The organism is Faecalicatena sp., assembly GCF_058819085.1.
The window spans coordinates 253,426-272,365 of the sequence record NZ_JBZUUL010000002.1 but is presented as its reverse complement, the minus strand read 5'-3'; the positions used below and the strand labels follow the sequence as shown (position 1 = coordinate 272,365).

The 18,940-nt window shown below is 42.6% G+C and carries 15 protein-coding genes; 14 read left to right on the top strand and 1 reads right to left on the bottom strand.

The window, feature by feature from the left end; genetic code table 11:
• Positions 1–37 precede the first annotated feature (37 nt).
• Positions 38–1,165 (top strand): zinc-dependent alcohol dehydrogenase, encoded by a 1,128-nt coding sequence (locus tag AC4OGX_RS01315; RefSeq protein WP_493327989.1) that lies wholly within the window; start codon positions 38–40, stop codon positions 1,163–1,165.
• Positions 1,166–1,323: 158 nt separating this feature from the next.
• Here the strand turns inward: AC4OGX_RS01315 and AC4OGX_RS01310 are convergent, their stop codons facing one another.
• The gene (locus AC4OGX_RS01310) at positions 1,324–3,279 is read right to left on the bottom strand and encodes a PfkB family carbohydrate kinase (protein WP_493327988.1); all 1,956 of its coding nucleotides are present in this window, start codon (positions 3,277–3,279) and stop codon (positions 1,324–1,326) included.
• A gap of 224 nt (positions 3,280–3,503) precedes the next feature.
• Here AC4OGX_RS01310 and AC4OGX_RS01305 point away from each other — a divergent pair, with 224 nt between their 5' ends.
• The 13 genes from AC4OGX_RS01305 to AC4OGX_RS01245 all read left to right on the top strand — a co-directional run bounded on the left by AC4OGX_RS01305 (position 3,504) and on the right by AC4OGX_RS01245 (position 18,859).
• On the top strand, positions 3,504–4,412 hold the full coding sequence (locus AC4OGX_RS01305; protein WP_493327987.1) for a dihydrodipicolinate synthase family protein: 909 nt from the start codon (positions 3,504–3,506) through the stop codon (positions 4,410–4,412).
• A 17-nt stretch (positions 4,413–4,429) separates the two neighbouring features.
• Positions 4,430–5,422, top strand: a complete 993-nt coding sequence (locus AC4OGX_RS01300; protein ID WP_493327986.1) for a dihydroxyacetone kinase subunit DhaK — start codon at positions 4,430–4,432, stop codon at positions 5,420–5,422.
• Positions 5,423–5,440: 18 nt separating this feature from the next.
• Positions 5,441–6,082 carry a dihydroxyacetone kinase family protein gene (locus tag AC4OGX_RS01295; RefSeq protein WP_493327985.1) on the top strand — a complete coding sequence of 214 codons (642 nt, stop codon included), beginning with the start codon at positions 5,441–5,443 and terminating at the stop codon, positions 6,080–6,082.
• A gap of 13 nt (positions 6,083–6,095) precedes the next feature.
• Positions 6,096–7,625: a glycoside hydrolase family 1 protein gene (locus AC4OGX_RS01290; protein WP_493327984.1), complete on the top strand. Its 1,530-nt coding sequence runs from the start codon at positions 6,096–6,098 to the stop codon at positions 7,623–7,625.
• A 32-nt stretch (positions 7,626–7,657) separates the two neighbouring features.
• The gene (locus AC4OGX_RS01285; protein WP_493327983.1) at positions 7,658–9,520 is read left to right on the top strand and encodes a glucose PTS transporter subunit IIA; all 1,863 of its coding nucleotides are present in this window, start codon (positions 7,658–7,660) and stop codon (positions 9,518–9,520) included.
• A 92-nt stretch (positions 9,521–9,612) separates the two neighbouring features.
• Positions 9,613–9,786: a hypothetical protein gene (locus tag AC4OGX_RS01280; protein WP_493327982.1), complete on the top strand. Its 174-nt coding sequence runs from the start codon at positions 9,613–9,615 to the stop codon at positions 9,784–9,786.
• Positions 9,787–10,010: 224 nt separating this feature from the next.
• On the top strand, positions 10,011–11,246 hold the full coding sequence (locus AC4OGX_RS01275) for an agmatine deiminase family protein (RefSeq protein ID WP_493327981.1): 1,236 nt from the start codon (positions 10,011–10,013) through the stop codon (positions 11,244–11,246).
• Between the two features lie 154 nt (positions 11,247–11,400).
• Positions 11,401–12,936 carry an amidase family protein gene (locus AC4OGX_RS01270; RefSeq protein ID WP_493327980.1) on the top strand — a complete coding sequence of 512 codons (1,536 nt, stop codon included), beginning with the start codon at positions 11,401–11,403 and terminating at the stop codon, positions 12,934–12,936.
• A 95-nt stretch (positions 12,937–13,031) separates the two neighbouring features.
• Complete coding sequence (locus tag AC4OGX_RS01265) at positions 13,032–13,391, top strand: molecular chaperone Hsp90 (protein ID WP_493327979.1); 360 nt, start codon at positions 13,032–13,034, stop codon at positions 13,389–13,391.
• Between the two features lie 367 nt (positions 13,392–13,758).
• Positions 13,759–16,368 carry an ATP-binding protein gene (locus AC4OGX_RS01260; RefSeq protein WP_493327978.1) on the top strand — a complete coding sequence of 870 codons (2,610 nt, stop codon included), beginning with the start codon at positions 13,759–13,761 and terminating at the stop codon, positions 16,366–16,368.
• Positions 16,358–17,713 (top strand): ABC transporter substrate-binding protein, encoded by a 1,356-nt coding sequence (locus AC4OGX_RS01255; protein WP_493327977.1) that lies wholly within the window; start codon positions 16,358–16,360, stop codon positions 17,711–17,713. The genes AC4OGX_RS01260 and AC4OGX_RS01255 overlap by 11 nt, the downstream gene beginning before the upstream one ends.
• A gap of 70 nt (positions 17,714–17,783) precedes the next feature.
• Positions 17,784–17,960, top strand: coding sequence for a hypothetical protein (locus AC4OGX_RS01250; protein ID WP_493327976.1), 177 nt, complete (start codon positions 17,784–17,786; stop codon positions 17,958–17,960).
• A gap of 80 nt (positions 17,961–18,040) precedes the next feature.
• Positions 18,041–18,859, top strand: coding sequence for a MerR family transcriptional regulator (locus AC4OGX_RS01245; RefSeq protein ID WP_493327975.1), 819 nt, complete (start codon positions 18,041–18,043; stop codon positions 18,857–18,859).
• The last annotated feature ends 81 nt before the right edge of the window (positions 18,860–18,940 follow it).

The following is an 18,940-nucleotide window of genomic DNA, read 5'->3' as shown; positions in this document are numbered from 1 at the left end:
CAGATAATATCTCTAAACAACATCAGGAGGTATTACAATGAGAGCGATCGTATATGACGGAGTGCAGAAGGTTGAATGCAGAAAAGTGGAAGATCCGAGGATTGAAAAAGAGGATGATGTCATAGTAAAAGTTACTTCCACGGCTATCTGTGGTTCAGATTTACATTTAGTACACGGCTTGGTAAAGGGCATGTATGACGGATATGTTTTAGGCCATGAAACGATGGGGATTGTCGAAGAAGTCGGAAAGGAAGTTAAAAATCTAAAGAAAGGCGACCGGGTGGTGATTCCTTTTCCCGTTGCGTGCGGGCACTGCAAATTTTGTGACAGAGGAGAATACAGCCAGTGCGATAATTCCAATGATTATGGAGAAGCCGGGGGATTATTGGGTTACAGTAAATATCATGGGAATTACGCCGGTGGGCAGGCTGAATATATCAGGGTTCCGTATGCCAATGTAGGACCGAAAAAGGTACCGGAGGGGTTAACGGATGAACAGGTTTTATTTGTCACAGATGTTCTGCCTACCTCTTATTGGGGAACAGAAATTGCAAATGTCAAAGCAGGAGATACCGTTGTTGTGTTAGGCTGCGGCCCCATTGGTTTGATGACGATCAAGTGGTGTATCCAAAAAGGAGCAGGCAGGATCATTGCGGTCGACCGGGTAGGGTATCGGCTGGAGCATGCAAGAGGTTATGGCGTGGAAACCTTGAATTTTGAAGAATACGAACAGGTAGGAGAGCATATCAAAGAAATTACACATGGAGGAGCCCATTGTGTAATTGACTGCGTCGGCCTGGATGGGAAAGCTTCGGTTGTAGAAAAAATCGAAACTGCGCTCAAGTTACAGGGAGGAGCAAAATCAGCGATTGAAACAGCCTCTCAGTGTATCAGAAAGACCGGTACGGTAGCGTTAGTTGGAGTGTATGGCAATAAGTATAATAATTTTCCTCTTGGAAACTTCTTCTCAAAGAATATCTCTTTGAGAATGGGACAGTGCCCTGCAACCAGGTACGTTGACCTGATGTTAGAGAAAATTCAAAAAGGGGAATTTGATGCGACAGATATCATCACCCATACACTTTCTTTGGAGGAAGGAAGCCATGCCTACAGCATTTTTGATAAGAAAGAGGATAATTGCATTAAAGTAGTTTTAAAACCATAATGAAATTTGTATAGATCACGATACTCAGGAGATATTTTAGAACATCTAAAGGAACTCATGGATATAAGAAAATGTCATAATTTTGAGCTGTATTTCGTAAAAATTAATAATGGAAAGGGAATGCAGGTACTGTAACAGTAGCATTCCCTTTTCTGATTTTAAGGTATATTTAAACAGTTTTTTTCTTTTAACGAGTGATATAGAGATTTTATATCGTCTAAGTATAAATCCATCTGATACTTATCAGGAAACGAACTTTGAACGCCAGGCTGCGTAGTGCTTAGCCCTGCCGCATAAGTAGCATAACAGAGGGCATAGAGTAAAGGTGCATTTTGACTAAGAGCTATGACTAAAGCGGCAATAAAGCAGTTGGCTGCACCAGTAGAGTCTACGGAACGGAAATTTGCAGCAGGAATAGAAACAGCATAATCCTTATTTCTTAAATAGCATCCTTCTCTTCCAAATGTAATAATTACATTACGACAACCTTTTTGAAGAAGTATATCCGCCTTTTCCTGATAAGAGAGAGGACCGGGCATTATTTTATCTAGTTCATACTGATTGGGGATCAGATAATCAACATAAGACAGCAGTTCATCCGAAAAATATTCGATAGAAGATGGTTTTAGTAATAGTTCAATATTATGTTTCGCACAGTTTTTGATAGTGTAAGAAATTACATCTTCACTTAGTTCAGTTGATAATAAGCAATAGTCGCAAGTTTCAAATAAATGTTTTGAAGCACGAATGTGAGAGGGCTGATAGGCTGCATTAGCGCCAGGATGAACAATAATACTGCTGTCTCCTGTATCAGGTACCAAAATGAAGGAGGTTCCGGTTGGGAGATTCGGATGACAGATTAAATTATCAATATGGACATTTGCAAGCCGAAGGGCGCTTTTGATGTTGTTTCCCTCTTCATCGTTTCCAATACATCCTAAGATGTACACTGTTCCGCCAAGTTTCCCGGCGCCAATCGCTTGTGCGGTTGCTTTTCCCCCAGGAAGAATAATAGGATCTTTCGTTAATAACAAATCTTTCCCTTGAGGAAGAGTGTGTGTTCGGAGATTGATATCTGTATTACAATTCCCGATGACCATGATTTGTTTCCCTGATGAAATGGGAGGCGCAATACTTCCACCGGAAATAGTGACCGGTTTAAATGTTTTTGATACGATCTTTGTTGACATGTGGTTCTGGATAGAGTTAGCAATATATTCTACACCAGCAGAAATGATGTCTCCGAGAGGAAGAGCGCAGGTACTCAGAGCTGGCGTAAAAAGATTTCCGTAGGAGGCAGGTTCTCCACAAATGACAGAAATATTAGCAGGGATGTAATATTTACTGTCCTTTAAAATATCATAAATAGTATCTGCATCTTGTAATGTCTGGCAGAAAAAGGCAGTGACATTTGCCTGAAGAAAGTTGTGAATTTTATTTATAAAGGCCTCCTTTGGTGCTTTCCTTTTCGCAATATAAAAGTCTGATCCGTAATGATATAAAGCCCCCATGGCTTTTTGGTAACCTTTTATAACAGCAGCCTCTATTTCTGGTTCCTGCTCTCCTAAAATGCAGGCAATTCTGGTATGCTTATTATGAATTAATTCCATTACACTTAGCTCTGCACATAGACTGTAATCAAGAATAAAAGATGCACAGCCACTAAAAGGTTCTAAGGTAAAAGCCGCCATCGGAAGAGCGGAATAATTTAGTGCTGCGGCTTCTTCCAGAAGAGCAGGAGAACTAAACCCAAGTAATATACCATCCACCCTTTTAGAAGTGAGAATGCTCATGTATTTTCTAAGATCGTCTGATAGTGGTTCTGTCAGATTACAAAGAATTAAGCTGTAACCGAGCTGTGAAACGATCTTTTCTACATGAAATATAAATTGAGAAGTATACGCACTGCCGTGAGTTATTAGAGCAAGCAGATGGGTATGTCCGGAATCCTCGGCAAGTTTTAGGTTTGAATAAGGAGTATACTGGTATTCCTGGATGATTTTTAAAACCTTCTGTCGGGTAGGTTCACTGATTTCATGATCTTTGTGGTTTATAATTTTGGAAACGGTTGCAATAGAAACATTTGCCAGTTCTGCAATCTCTCTGATCGTCATGTCGTAATTCACTCCCTTTTTGTTCTGTTTCACTTATTATGCCATGAGTTTTATAATATGGTCAATAGAAAGAAATTAATTACGAAACATTGTTTCTTAATTAAAATAGGTAATTTTGCACATGAAAATTCAGGTATTTCGAGAATTGAAAGGAATAATTGATAATGATATGATACATATAAAGTTAAAGAAAATAAATTAAATGATTTTCGAAAGGAGTTTTCATGAAAAAATTATATGGTATTGTAATTCCAATGATCACCCCGTTAACGGAGGATGATCAGATTGATGTAGAGTCTTTGAAGAGGCTGACAGACCGGTGTATAGAGAAAGGAGCACATTGTTTGTATCCCTGTGGCACAACCGGTGAAATGATGTATCTGTCAGTTGAAGAACGGAAGTTAGCTGCTGAAACAGTCGTACAGCAGGCCAGAGGAAGAGTCCCGGTATTTATTCATGTTGGTGCATGGAATTTGAAAGATACCCTTTGCTTAGCAAAACACGCGGTAGAGATAGGGGCGGACGGAATAGGGGTTGTAACTCCTGTATTTTATTCTATTAGTGATACAGGTTTGGCAGACTATTTCACTGAAGTTGCTAAGAGTGTTCCATCTGATTTTCCAGTCTATCTTTATGGAATTAAGCAGAATGCAGTAAATGATATCAATTATCAGGTATGTGAGAAAGTTGCCAAGCAATGCCCGAATGTAATAGGTGTAAAATATAGTTATCCGGATATGACACGCATTCAGGAGTTGACAACAATCTTTCAGGGAGCATTTGATGTATTGGTAGGGCCGGATCATTTGCTGACAGCCTCTTCTGCAATTGGCGTCAAGGGGACTGTATCCGGAAATGCTATGTGTATTCCGGAACATTATCAAAGATTGTGGGAATGCTTAGAAAAGAAAGACTATCAAAAAGCACTGGAGATTCAAAGAAAGACAAATATACTAAATTCAGTAATGATGGATACAGGGAAAAATATTGCGGTTTATAAAGCTATCCTGAAAAAGGAGGGAGTTATTGCCAGCATGAGAATGAGAAAGCCGCTGGAGGAGCTTACGGAGGAAGAAGAAAACGCTGTCTTAGAAAAAATGGATATGCTCCGGTATAGAGAGTGTGTTTATTGATGGAAGGAGGAACGGATATGAAAAAGATAATGAACGCAGCACAAGACTACACAAATGAAATGCTGGAAGGAATTTATGCTGTACATAGTAAAGATGTTAAATTTATCAACGGAGATGTGAGATGTTATTGTACGAGGCATAAAGTGCCAGGAAAAGTAGCCATTGTAACAGGAGGCGGCAATGGACATTTACCTTTGTTTTTAGGGTATGTAGGAGCTGGAATGCTGGATGGCTGTGGTGTTGGCGATGTGTTTCAGTCTCCCTCGGGAAAGCAGATTTACCAAATAACGAAAGAGGTAGAAAGCGGCGCCGGAGTACTTTATCTTTTTGGAAATTATACAGGAGACATCATGGTTTTTGAAGATGCTGCGGAACGATGTGAAATGGATGACATTGAAACCAGAAGTATTGTGGGAGCTGATGACGTTAACAGCAACCAGGATATTTCAGTTAGAAGAGGAGTCGCGGGAATCTTTTTTATGTATAAAGCAGCTGGAGCTGCAGCAATGGAAATGCGAGATTTAGATGGGGTTCTTGAGGCTGCACAGAAAGCAAAAGAGAATACAAGAACTGTCGGGTTTGCGCTGACCTCCTGTATTATACCGGAAAAGGGAGAGCCTAATTTTACTCTTGGTGAAAATGAAATGGCAATGGGGATGGGAATTCATGGTGAACCTGGTATATGGAATGGACCTGTAAAAACAGCAGATGAAATTGCACAAGAATGTGTAGAAACGATTTTAAAAGATATGCCTTGTGAAAAAGGGGCAGAGACAGCCATTTTAATTAATGGGCTGGGAAGTACGCCGCTTGATGAGCAGTATATTTTAGCAAGAAGTGTGATAAGGATTTTGGATGAAAAAGGAGTGAAAGTTTATAGAAGCTGGGTGGGAGAATATGCAACAAGTATGGAGATGGCAGGAGCATCAATTTCTATTTGCAAGGTTGATGAAGAATTGAAAAAGTGGTTTGATATGCCGGTTCATACACCATTTTATTCTCAATATTAGGATCAGGAGGGATAGGAAATGAAACAAATAACAATGAAGGAGCTGCCTGATTTATTCGAAGCTATTTCAAATCAGTTTATCATCCATGCAGACGAATTGTGTAAAATGGATAGTCGTATGGGAGATGGTGACCTGGGTATTACGATGAAGAAAGGATTTGGTGCATTACCAAGAATCATCAGAGATATGGAAGAAAGAGAGTTTTCAAAGAAAATTCGTAAAGCGGGTCTTGAGATGACGGAGATTGTTCCATCTACCATGGGGATGCTTATGGGAACTGGAGTATCATATGGGGGAAAAGAGTTAGAAGGAAAAAATGGGATAGATGGAGAAGGTCTTGCGCTTTTTTTGAAAGGTTTCTGCAAAGGAATAATAAAAAGAGGAAAGTGTGATAGAGGTGATCGTACAGTTCTGGATAGTATAGGACAGGCTGCCGATGATGCAGAAGCTGTTTTGAAAGCAAATCCTTGTGCATCATTAGAAGATGTGTGCAGTGCAGCTTTGGAAGGCGCCAAAAAAGGCGTTGAGGCTACAAAAACGATGAAGCCTAAATACGGAAAAGCGGCAGTGCATGCAGAAGCAGCAAAGGGAACAGCCGATCAGGGGGCAGTTGCGGGCCAGCTGTTGCTGCAGGGGATTGCTGATTATATATTAAAATAGGGGGGAAGAGAGTATGAAATTTCCACAGGATCTTTTATGGGGCAGTGCATCTTCAGATTTTCAATACGAAGGAGGATTTGGGCTGGATGGCCGGGGGCCGATTACCGCAGATTATTGTACTGACGGCACGGCCACAACGCCCCGAATGATGACTTATGTGCTTCCAGATGGTACAACGGGAGAAACACCTATGCGAACAAGCATGCCGAAGGGTGCCGTTGGAGCAGTACAGCCTGGTAAATATTATCCAAGTCATCAAGCGGTTGATTTTTATCATCACTACAAAGAGGATATCAAACTGCTTGCAGATATGGGACTTAATTGTATGCGATTTTCTATTTGCTGGGGAAGAATTTTCCCTACAGGAATAGAAGATGAGCCCAATCAAAAAGGACTTGATTTTTATGAAGCTGTTGTTGATGAATGTAGAAAATATAACATGGAACCGTTGATTACAATCTGTCATGATGAAATTCCTGCCTATATTGCAGAACATTATCAGGGATGGATGTGGAGAGGCGCGATTGATTGTTATCTTAAGCTGTGTAAAGCATTATTTGAACGCCTTGGCAGCAAGGTAAAGTACTGGCTGACCTTTAACGAAATTAATGTCCTCAGCGGATATAGTCATGTCGGCACTACGGATAGTTCTATACCGGCTACATATCAGTGTGCACATAATATGTTTATTGCCTCTGCAAAAGCGGTCAAAATGGGAAAAGAAATGATGCCGGGAGCACAATTCAGCACTATGTACGCAAGCAGTCCGGTTTATCCGCGTACCTGTAAGCCGGAAGATGTCTGGGCTCAACTTTGTATTCACCGCCGCACACTGTTTTATATCGATGTTATGTGCCGGGGAGAATATCCTGCCTGGCAATGGAAGTATTTTGAAGAGGAAGGTGTTGAGCTGATTACTGAGCCGGATGACTTTAAAGTATTAAAGGAAGGAACTCTTGATTTTATTAGTTTTAGTATGTACCGTAGTACGACTTGTACACCGCACAGTAAGTTACATATGCATGTGCTGGCATTTGATACGAATCCCTATCTTGCGTTGACTCAATGGGGCTGGAGTATTGATCCGATGGGAATGCGCTATGTGCTGAATGAATATTGGGATCGTTATCAGAAACCATTGTTTATAGTAGAAAATGGTTTGGGGATGCTTGATGAGCCTGATGAAAATAACTATATTGAAGATGATTACCGTATTGAGTATTTAAAAGATCATTTTAATGAGATACGTAAAGCGGTAGAGTTGGACGGGATTCCGGTCATGGGTTATACCATGTGGGGCGGCATTGATCTGGTAAGTTTAGGAACTGGTGAGATGAAGAAACGTTATGGATGGATTTATGTTGATATGGATGATAAGGGAAATGGCTCTTTAAAGAGATATCCTAAAAAGAGCTATTATTGGATGAAAGAATTTCTTCAGACAAAAGGTGCGAATCTTGACCGGGAACTTTATGAGGAAGTACCTTATGCGAATTTAACACAGGAAGCAAGAGAAGTTGTTGAATTTGATCCACCATATTAATCATAAAAATACATATAAGAGAGGTAAAGGTTATGGGTATAGATGCGGCAAAATTGGCAGAAGAAATAGTCAACCTGGTCGGGAGTGTGGAAAATATCATAAGTGTGACACATTGTATGACACGTCTGCGTTTTATTTTGAAGGATAAAGATGCAGCTGAAACCGATAAGCTTAAGAGTTTGGCAGGAGTAAAAGGTGCAATATTTTCAACAGGACAGTATCAGATAATTTTAGGGGAGAATCTGCTTCCGGTTTATAATGCAATCGTGTCCGAATATCATTTTAAAGAAGAAACAACCATTTCTGAATCAACAGAAAAATCAATGAAACCAAAAGGAATAGGGGCAGCTGTTATTGAATTTATTGCAGCGTCTGTCAATCCCAATATACCTGCACTGGTTGCGGGGGGAATGATGAAGGTATTTCTGCTGATTGCTACTTTGATTGCTCCGCAGTTTGCAGAAAGCAGTACTTATGTGATGTTGAGTATTATATCAAATGCTCCATTTTATTTTATGCCAATTTTCATTGCCTATGGTGCCGCAAAAAAACTGGGAGGCACTCCCATCTATGCGATGGCTGTTGCAGGAGCGCTGGTTGTACCGGATTTTGTTAATTTAGTTGAGGCAGGAGAAAAAGTAACACTCTTTGGTATCTCTGTTTTATTAAAGTCATATAGTGGAACGTTACTTCCAGCTCTGTTGATCGGTCTTGTTACATTTTATGTTGAAAGGCTATGGAATAAAATCGTTCCAGGTATATTCAGAAGTGTTTTTGTGGGCCCCTTAACACTATTAGTAAGCGGAACATTGTCCTTTGTGGTTTTAGCACCGATCGGCACCTATGCCGGAAATTATATAGTAGCGGCGTTAGTTTTCCTTCAAAATACGATAGGACCTGTAGCATTAGCTGTTCTTGCCGGAATTATGCCGTTTTTGGTAATGACAGGAATGCACTCACTCTTTGGACCGTTTATGCTTCAATTTTTGGATGGGGCTGGCTATGATGCGTTTTTCCGTCCAGCGTTAATTCTTCATAATATGTCAGAAGGCGGTGCTTGTTTTGGTGTTGCTCTTAGGACAAAAGACCGCGATCTCAGATCAGAAGCAATTTCGTGTGGTGTTGGTGCAATTTTTGCAGGTGTTACAGAACCTGCGATTTACGGTATCACGATTACTTTGAAAAAACCGTTGATTGGTGTCTGTGCAGGCGGGGCTGTCGGAGGACTTATAGCAGGGATTTTTGGCGCAAAAGCATATGTGATGGGGTATTCCAGCATACTTGCAATTCCAATTTTCCAGGAAACTGCTATAGCGATTTGTGCCGCGATTGCTGCTTCAATTTTGGTATCTTTTCTAACAACAGTGATGATAGGGATTGAACCAAAAGTCAAGAAAGAGTTTAAGAATCTGTCAGAGGAAGTTGGAAAGCCGGTTATATGTGAAAAAAATTATGTTTATGCTCCGTTGGCAGGTACCATTATTCCGATGGAAAAAATTCCTGATCCTGTATTCGGAGAGGGGGTTTTAGGGAAATGTTGTGGAATTGAGTCTGCAGAGTCAGCAGTTTTTGCTCCATTTGATGGTAACGTAGAAAGTATAGCAGCAACAAAACATGCAATTGGATTAAAAAGTGCAGATGGAATCGAACTTTTAATACATGTTGGTCTCGATACCGTAAAAATGAATGGACAGGGGTTTGAAGTAAAAGTCAAAGAAGGAGATTCAGTAAAATGCGGTGAACTGCTCATGCATGTCGACCATAAAGCAATTAGGGCTGCGGGGTATTCAGATATAACTGTCATTGCAGTGGCTAATACAGATGAATATTCTTCCATCGAATTTCTAAAGGAAGGTAAATGTGGTAAAGCAGAAAAGATTATGAAAGTAGAATAAGGTGAAATAAGCGGCATCTAAATCAATATATAAAAACAATCATGACCTCTTCCTTGATCTTGATCAGCTGTTGCATGATAGTTGGATTTATCATGATACAGGAAATTATCGTGCAGATATGCGCTGTAATTGCATATGGAGCACTATGTACAGTCATTCTTATCATTTTTGTAATGCCTGCACTGACCTATATAATGAACAGCTTTATTGTAAAGAGTGAGAAAAAAGAAGAAAGAGAAATGGCATATTTGTCGGAAGGTGTGTAGGAGGCATTTAATGCAGCCAAACTAAGAAAATAAACATCCAAGGTTCAGCTATAATGGAATCGTGGGTGTTTATTTTTGTATGAAATGCTAAAGAAAACTTTTATGATGATGTGAGTGTGGTGTGTTGCGGTTCCACAGATAAATGACTATAATTAAAAGTAGTGTAGAAAAAAGTATATTTAGAGTTTAGAAACAGCAGTATGGTAAATGGAGACTAAATATTTATGAAAAAAGATAATTTCAGATATGCCGGAGAATTTGAAAAGCAGGAAGCAGTTGTACTCTGCTGGGCAGACGTCCCTTATTCTGCGGCAGGATACGATGTTCACGAGGTATTCATACAGGTAATTAAAAACATAATGCCGGAGGCAGAAGTCTATGTAAACTGTGGCCTCGAGGGTTCAATTTCCCGCTGTAAAAATGTATTGCAAAGAGGCGGTATTGATATCGAAAAGATACATTTTACACAATTCGAAGACGAGCTTTACTGGGCCAGAGATTATGGCCCGGATATCCTGACAGACGACCATGGGAATAAGCGTCTGATTGATTTTAATTTTGACTGCTACGGGGGCCGGGATACAGACGATCCTGTATCCATCCGGGCAAGAAAATTTGCATCGCGTATGGCTTATGAGCTGGGCTGTACAGATGTGATCGAATCCGCTCTGATCACGGAAGGGGGAGACAAGGAATTCAATGGCGCGGGAATCTGTATGGCGATCGAGCAGACCGAAGTACAAAAAAGAAATCCCTCTTATACCAGAGATGAAATCGAGGAGGAGTATAAGCGTCTGTTCCATCTGGAGAAGGTGATATGGCTTCCGAAGCCTGCCTATGAGGATGAGGATATTTTTGACGGCCCTCTTGATATCATTGATGGCAAACCAGTATACCGTTCCTTATCTGCAAATGGACATATTGATGAGATGTGCCGTTTTGTCGGAGAAAATACGATCCTGCTGGCCGAGGTTACCGCTGAGGAAGCACGAAGGCTGCCATCCGCGGGAATTACAAAGGAACGGCTGGATCGGGCATATGAGATATTGTCAAAAGAGACAGACCGCGATGGAAAACCATTTCGTATCGAACGTATCCCGGTTCCGGATCCGGTCTACTTCACGGCAAGGCAGGGAGACTATATATATGAGAGCTGGCAGATGTTCAAAAACGATGTTTTGCCAGGCAGCAGTATGAGTGATGGTTCAGACTTTCCGGAAGGGGAGATCAGGATGCAGCCGGCATTAAGTTATTGCAATTTTCTGATCCTCAATGGGGTCGTGTTAGGGCAGAAATACTGGAAAGAAGGGCTTCCTGAGTCCATCAAAGCGAAAGATATGCAGGCTCAAAATGTTTTAGAAAGTATTTTTCCGGACCGGAAAGTGGTTATGATTAATACAACGGCCTTAAATATACTGGGCGGCGGGATTCATTGTATTACCAAGAATATTGCGGGTTAACCTCATCGGGAAGCAGCAAAATAAATGTGGGATATCCACTTTGATTAAAAAAAATTCTATGACACTCCTTTCTTATGACGGTTAGAAACAATGTAAAAAGTATATACTGAATAGAAGTACTCATATATGTCTTTTGACAAAAATGGAGGATTCTATGAGCAGAAAAGCAAAAGTAATTTTAAGCAGTATTTTAATATTCAGTGTAGTTTTGGCAGCAGGTATTCTTTTATATGTAAAGAAAATGGCCCCTCCAGGTGAAGAATGGATCTCATACGGCAGGGAAGAGGTGATCGGGACGATCGACGGGCAGCTTAAGGGGATGGATATAGAACGCATTGTGGCAGAAAAGGAGACGTATGTAGCAGGGAAAAGCATTCAGGAGATCCAGAGCTATGTGCAGGAGGGAAAACTAAACTATGAGGAACTGACTGCCATCTGTCTGCAGCGAATCAAGACACTGGATCAGAAGGAAAAGGGTTACAATTCAGTGATCTGCGTAAACGCACACGCTATGGAAGAGGCGAGGGAGAAGGATGCACAATATCCTGACGGGCAGGAGGATATTTCTGGTATTTACGGGATTCCCGTCATGCTGAAAGATAATATAAATACCGCGGATATGCCGACCAGTGCCGGTGCCGAGGCATTTTCAGACTTTTACCCTGAAAAGGATGCCGAATTAGTTGAGAAGTTAAAGGCGGACGGAGCCATTATATTAGGGAAAAATAACCTGTCAGAGTTTGCGAATTATCTATCCGGCGTGATGCCGGCCGGTTACAGCGGAAGAAAGGGACAGACGGTGAATCCATTTTCTCCGTTAAAGATATCGGCATCCGGTTCAAGCAGCGGCAGTGCAGTTTCGGTTACAGCCGACCTGGTGCCGGTTTCGATCGGGACGGAAACAGATGGCTCGATCGTTGCCCCGGCATCTGCCAATTCCGTGGTTGGATTCAAACCTACCCGGGGAAACATTTCCAGTGAGGGGATATTTCCTCTGCTCAGGAAAGTAGATACAGCCGGGCCGGTCGCTAAAAGTGTAAAAGATGCTGCCATAGCTTATCAGGCAGCATCCGGTATCCGGATATCCACGGAGTTTCAAAAAGATGCCCTGACCGGAAAAAGAATCGGTGTTGCAGGATATGAATATAACGACGGGGAGATGCTTTCCAGGATGAAGACAAAGCTGGAGGAATTGGGTGCAGATGTCATCGACGTGGATTTAACTTCAGAGGATGTCATTATCTTCAACAATATCAGGCTTTCCTTTAAACAGGAGTTTGAGGAGTATGCCAGGACCTATGGTCTTCCTATAAAAACGTTGGATGAACTGCTTAAGTACAATCAAAAGGAGCCGGAGCGCCGGATCAAATATGGACAGGATTATCTGGAGGATGCACAGGCAGCGCAGGACACAGATTCGGACGAGATGGAACGCTCCATTCAGAGTGCAGAGCAGATATTGGGTGATCTTTTTCAGTCAAAAAGTCTGGATGGGATCGTGTTCCTGAACAGCTCAGGCTCCACACTTCCGGCGGCTGCGGGATATCCGGAGCTGGCGGTGCCGTTTGGAAAGGATAAGAAGGGCGTGCCGCAGGGAGTCACTTTTGTCACTCAGCCCGGTGAAGAAGAAAAGCTGTTGAATCTGGGATATAGCTTTGAAGCTCATGTAAAAGGACGGATGTCTTTGTAAGCCTTTCTTTACAAAAATATAAGGATATAGTACAATTTTAAGTAGGGATAATTGTCTTGAATTTCCAAATATTACGAAAAGAGAGGATAAGAAAGATGAGTGAGAATGCAAAAGAGTACGTTGTTCAGAAAGTGAAGGAACTGATGAATACAGCGACCTGCTGCGCGGATGCGAAAGAGGCGGCACAGAACTGGCTGGATGCCATTGGAACGGACCAAGAGGAGAAGCAGGCAAAGAATCTGATCGCAGAGTTGGAAGAGGATATCATGCCGATTGACGGGCTGATCGGTTTTGCAGAATCAGAAGCAGGCGCTCAGGTATTTGGAGAAGAGAAGGCAAAGCAGGTGGCGGCCCATGCAAAGGAGATCAAGGCAGCAGGTGCAAAGTACTGTGACTGTCCGGCCTGTGCAGCAGTTGAGGAGATCCTTAAAAAGAAGGAAGATATTTTGAAATAGAGCGTTTCTGTGTAGAATGAGGAAGAGATGCCAGTTATGAAAAGGGAGATCATAACTGGCATTTTTCATTTATGTAACTTGCATTTTTTCCACCAAATCCATGTGAGGTAAAAGCAGGATAAAACAAGATATTCTCTACTCACGGACACAGGGAAAAAACGTAGAGATTGAATGTGTCTAAAAGCAGAAATACAGGCACATCCGCCGCTATATTGATTCATATTTTCTTGTCGATACATTTTGACATTATGTGCAAACTGCTGTATGATTATAAGATAAAGATTTACAATTAGTCCTTTGCATGTGTAAGTTTCTATACCTGGTTCGGACTAAGGAAGAAGTGGCGGTTAACGTGGAGGGTTCGGATATGGGGAAGAGTCACAATGTGCAGTTGAAGAAGGACAAGGTCCATACCAGAAAGCCGATTGTTCTGTTAGTAGCTTTTATTTTTATCGCTGCCTGTGCAGCAGCGATTTATTCTTATGTCCATCAGCTAGAGAACGCCTTTTTAACGAATACCATGTTTTATATGAGCGAGATTGCCGATCACGATATGAAGAGTGTCGATCAGGAGATCGAGAAGCAGTGGGACCGTCTGGAGACAGTGGGGAAGAAGTTCGCGCTGGAACGGTATGACAGTGCTGTGAATATACAATATTTCCTGAACCTGGAGACAAAAGCAACGGGGTTCAAAGATTTAATGCTGATCGATGAGAACGGCATGTCCTATGGAGGCAATTATGTGGTCGAGGATATCAATAAGCAGGACTGGGGCAGTCAGTTTATGGAGGATCGGACACGATTCGTTACGCGCAGTAAGGAGAGAGAAGAATTTGTTGTCCTTTACAGCAATCTTATGTATGGAGTCCCCATCGATCCCGTGACAGTGGATGGAGTCACTTATATCGGTCTGGTGGGAAAATATTCCATAGATTCTGTAAAAGACAGCATGAAGTTAGAATTTTTCAACAATGAAGGTCAGGCAAAGGTCATTGGCCGGGACGGTGTAGTGATCACTACCGATATTACCCAGCGGGGGATCGAGCTGGAAAATGTACTGGATGAATTAAAAAAAAGCACGATCATCAGGAATGACGATTATGACAGTATTGAGAAGAAAATATCTGCCGGGAAAAAGTTTGACACCGTGTATAAACTAGACGGGGAGACCTATATCATGTCGGCTAAGCCTCTGGAAAACGGGGAGTGGATGGTAGTGGTCACAGTGCCGTATTCTGTGTCCTCAAGCCAGACGATGAGTTTCCTCAAGATGACGGCATTTCTTTTGACGATATTATGTGTAGTCATAGCAATCGTATTGATTTTTGCATTTATATCGTATAAGCGCACGATGATCTTGAAGAATAGCAAAGAAATATTTTATAGAGAAAGGCTGTTTAATCTGCTGACAAATCACACGGATGATGTTTTTGTGATACAGGACATTGAGAAGGGCGTTTTGAATTTTATCAGTGAGAATGCAGTGCGTACTCTTGGAATAGCACCCAAGATCGGTACGAAGAGCGACCTGTCCTTTTTGGATGATGACAGCAGAGAGCTGCTGCTTGAGAAGGTGCAGGAGATAAAAGATAAAAGGAATCTGCCGGGTGAAGAGGAACACGAACATGTCGAGATGGAATTTGCATGGACGATGCCGGAGAGTGGTGAGAAGAAATGGATGCATATGGTAATCTATAATGTGGTGACGGATATTACCGGGAAGTCAGAATCCTGCCTGATCATTGTGATATCAGATTACACACAGGTGAAGGAAAATCAGAGAAAACTGGAAGCTGCCATGATGCAGGCACAGGATGCAGCCAGATCAAAGACACTGTTTCTTTCCAACATGAGCCACGAGATGCGCACCCCGCTAAATGGGATTGTAGGCTGCATTGGTATGCTGAAAGCACACCCGGATGATAAAGAACAGTATCATGAATATCTGGGAAAAGCAGAGTCCACTGCTAAGTATTTGATCTCACTGGTCAGCGATATTCTGGATATGTCTAAGATAGAGAGTCATAAGATGATGCTGGAAGAGCGGGAAGTGAGCCTGAGGGAGATCTGCACCAACATGGAGACGATGTTCCGTTCCCAGATGAAGGGAAAAGGGCTCAGTTTTAGGATAGAACTGGACCAGCCTTTATGGGTTATCAAAGGGGATGAAGTGCGGATCCAGCAGATTCTCATTAACTTGTTAGGAAATGCCCAGAAGTTTACGGATGAGGGGGGAGCGGTAGAGTTACATATCTGGCAGGAGAAAGAAGACGGGGATAACGTGCGGACGAGATTTACCGTTTCGGATACAGGGATCGGTATGAGTCAGTCTTTCCAGGAGCGTATCTGGATGCCGTTTGAACAGGAACGATTAGACACTGCCAGGCTTCATGGCGGGACAGGCCTGGGACTTGCCATTTCTTACGAGCTTGCCAAAATGATGAATGGAACCATCTCGGTCACTTCTGAGATCGGAAGAGGCAGTATTTTTAGAGTAGAATTGGTACAAAGAGCTCTTTATCCGGATGAAAACGGAATACGGAAAATAGAAGCGGTACAGGAAGAAAAAGAGCCTTTGATCGGGCGTAAGATTCTGGTGGCAGAAGACAACGAACTGAATCGTGAGATTCTTATTGCTATGCTGACGGAAATGGGAGCAGAGGTTCTTGTAGCCGTGAATGGAAGTGAGGCCGTAGATCTGTTTGAACATTCGAAAGAAGGAGAGATAGACGCAATTCTGATGGATATGCAGATGCCTGTCATGGATGGCTGTACGGCAGCTTCCAGGATCAGGGCACTTAAGCGTCCTGATGCAAAAAAGGTAACGATCGTTGCCTGCACTGCCAATGCATTTCAGGAAGACATTGACAGTGTAAAACAGGCGGGAATGGATGAACACATTTCAAAGCCGCTGGATATGGAAAAACTGGTGAGGATTTTAAAGGAATTATGGGAGGGCAAAAGGAATGAAAAGTAGCAGGAAGTTTTATTCACTATTGGCATTAGTACTCATCATGACCGTAATGATCAGCGGTTGTGCAGGTGGTTCACAATCGGGAGAAGACGGCAAAAAGGATGCAAAGAAAACATCAAAAGAAAAGGTTGAACTGATCATCAGCACGCCGCCTCTTCTTTACGGGAAACTGGGAGGAGAGAACGCGGAGAATTCGGCTTATACAGATTTTCTCGATTATGCTGCGCAGAAGTTTGCTGCACAGTATACCGAGGCTGAGATAGAGTATCAGGTCCGGGGATTCGACTATGTTGATGAAGCACAGGCGGTCAAGGAAAAACTCGGAACAAAAGAAGCACCGGATGTACTCTTTGAAGGATTCTTTAACATGGGTAGTTACATCCATTCCGGCTATATGGTGCCTTTAGATGATATCATTGATGAGGAGCTGCGTGATGATATCTCGGATCGTATCTGGTCAGAAGGTATGTATCAGGGAGAGACCTACATGATCCCGTTTTATCATCTGCCTAATACAATGGCTTATAATGCGAAGCTGTTTCAGGAAGCTGGGCTGGATCAATATATTGCAGAGAAGGGAACCATCGCAAACTGGTCACTGGATGAGTGGGCGACGATCTTAGATACATTGAAAGAGAAGCTGCCTCCAACAAAGTTTCCTATGATGATGTATGCAAAGAATAATCAGGGAGACACTCATATTATGATGTTGCTGCGGGCGTTTGGCTGTCCGTTCTTCACGGAGGATGGAAAGTTCTGCGTTAATACTCCGGAAGGCATAAAAGCTCTGAAATGGATTCAGGACGGTGTGGGACGTGGCTGGTATCCTCCTGCTTCGGAGAATCTGGAGCTGTCAGATATGATGGAACTATTTCAGAATGACCAGCTGGCAGTCTGTATGATGAATCCGGCCAATGTGGCTGTTTTTGAGAAAGCTGGTCTGGATGCGCGCCAGGTGAATTTCCCGAGTGTGAATGGTACGGGAATGTCTACAACCTTTGTGAGCGGTTTCGGCGTTTTTGATAAAGGCGATGAGGAAAAAGTGAAAGCGGCGAAGGCCTTTGTACAATTCGTGTGCAATGATGAGGAGCTGCAGCAGGCAACGCTTCCAAATGTTCCGGTACGCACCTCTTATCAAAAACTCTACAAGGATAAGATCGTGATGAGCGATGCCTATGCGGCCAATGAACCTACGCTGGTGAACTTTACAGGCAATCTGCCGAACTGGACAGATGTCCGCAGTGTGTTTTATCCTCAGATGCAGAATCTTTTGACAGGAGACAAGACTCCGGAGGAAGTGGCGGCGGATATCGATGCGGCCTGCAATGCGGCGGTAGAAGGCAAATGAAAACAGGCAAGTAAAAAAGTTGATAGAGACTGTAGAAATTCTAAGAGTAGAATTTTTACAGTCTCTTTTTATGGCGGTCGGATATAATATCCTCTGGGGACACGCCCCGGATAAACTGTACCACAGCTATATGATCTTTGGCACCACCCAGAGAATAGGGGCACTGGTAAAAGGACAGGAATACTATGTGCGTGTCGATGCATTCAATGAAAACGGGATCACAGAAGGCAGTGTTAGAAAAATTTAAAATAGGCTTGACTCTCACACTATGGTATACTCTACACTATAATTGAGCTCAGAAATACACACATATGTGAGGTGGAACTAATGTTAAGAATAGGAGATTTTTCAAAACTGTCAAGAATCAGTATTCGTATGCTCAGGCACTATGACGAGATCGGCCTGCTTCATCCGGACAGCGTGGATGGTGATACCGGATATCGGTATTACGGCGAAGCCCAGCTTCCTCTGGCAGGCAGGATACAGACCTTAAAGAGTTTGGGATTCGGACTTTCTGTGATCAGAGAGATCCTGAACAAATACGAGGATTCCAAAGAGATGGAGCAGTTCCTGCTTGTGAAGAAAAAGGAACTGGAAACAGAAGCAGAAGCAACCCGGCAGAAGCTGACACTTCTTGACAGCACATTGAAATGGCTGAGGAAGGATGGTAATTTTATGGATTACAATGTATCATTAAAGACAATACCTGAGAGATATGTAGCAAGTGTACGGCAGGTGATCCCTGCATATGACTGTGAGGGAATGCTGTGGGAAACTCTGGCACGGGAAGCAGGGCCGCAGAAGATTCAGCATGCCTCCCCGAGTTATGGCCTGGCGGTATTCCATGACGAAGAACATAAGGAGCACGACCCGGATGTGGAGATCCAGATCAGTGTGGTCGGGGAATATCAGGATACGGAGCATGTGAAGTTTAAAACGGTTCCTCCGATCGATATTGCATCTGCCACATATAAAGGCAGTTATGACCAGATCACGAGGGTAAATGAGGCAGTGGCAAACTGGGTTGTGGAAAACGGATATGATTTCAACGGAAAATCATTCTGTATCTATCATGTCAGTCCGAATGAGACATCTGATCCGGAAGAACTGGTGACAGAAGTATGCTTCCCGGTGAAGAAAAAATAAGAAGATCTAAGGTGTGGCGGGGCAGCTCTTTTGAGCTGCCCTATTGTTATATGAGCGTTGATGTGTGAGCTGCCTCTTTAA